This is a genomic window from Rappaport israeli (assembly GCF_001888055.1).
In the GTDB taxonomy this organism is placed as follows: domain Bacteria; phylum Pseudomonadota; class Gammaproteobacteria; order Cardiobacteriales; family Cardiobacteriaceae; genus Rappaport; species Rappaport israeli.
The window spans coordinates 1-497 of record NZ_LXHZ01000044.1 but is presented as its reverse complement, the minus strand read 5'-3'; the positions used below and the strand labels follow the sequence as shown (position 1 = coordinate 497).

Genomic DNA, 497 nt, shown 5'->3' with positions numbered 1-497 from the left:
TCAAAGAAAGCGTCAAATGGCGCTTTCTTTTTGCGCATAAAAAACAATTTGGCTATGAATCCTAATCCGATTCTATCCATACAAAAAGACCCTCTAATTAGAGGGTCTTTTTTTAGTCGTTTCTGCTAAGTCAGCAAAAACAGTCAGCTAAATCCGCTGGATGTTTGGTGTAGCCTTGCTAGATTGGCTACACCATTTATCCTAGGATTTATTTGCTTTTCTTATTTAAGAACACAAGTCGCGCCATTTGTGAATTCACATACCGCTGATACACCTGTTCCATTACGTGGTGTACCTGTTACAGTGATACTGTCTACTGCAGTATCTTTATCAATAGTAGCAGGGGTAGTTTCAACTTTTGCACAAGCTCCAGTGCCATTTGGTTTTGCAGATGGGGTATCACCTTTTAAATTAACTTTGCCGTGATAGCCCGATAAGAATCGTTCTATCACGGCAAGCAGCTAATTTCTTAACCTAGATATAACTAAGGTGATTGT

The 497-nt window shown here is 39.2% G+C and carries 1 protein-coding gene; it reads right to left on the bottom strand.

What is annotated here, in order from left to right:
• Positions 1 to 221 precede the first annotated feature (221 nt).
• Complete coding sequence (locus A5N84_RS10120; RefSeq protein WP_143324917.1) at positions 222 to 452, bottom strand: hypothetical protein; 231 nt, start codon at positions 450 to 452, stop codon at positions 222 to 224.
• Positions 453 to 497: the final 45 nt, after the last annotated feature.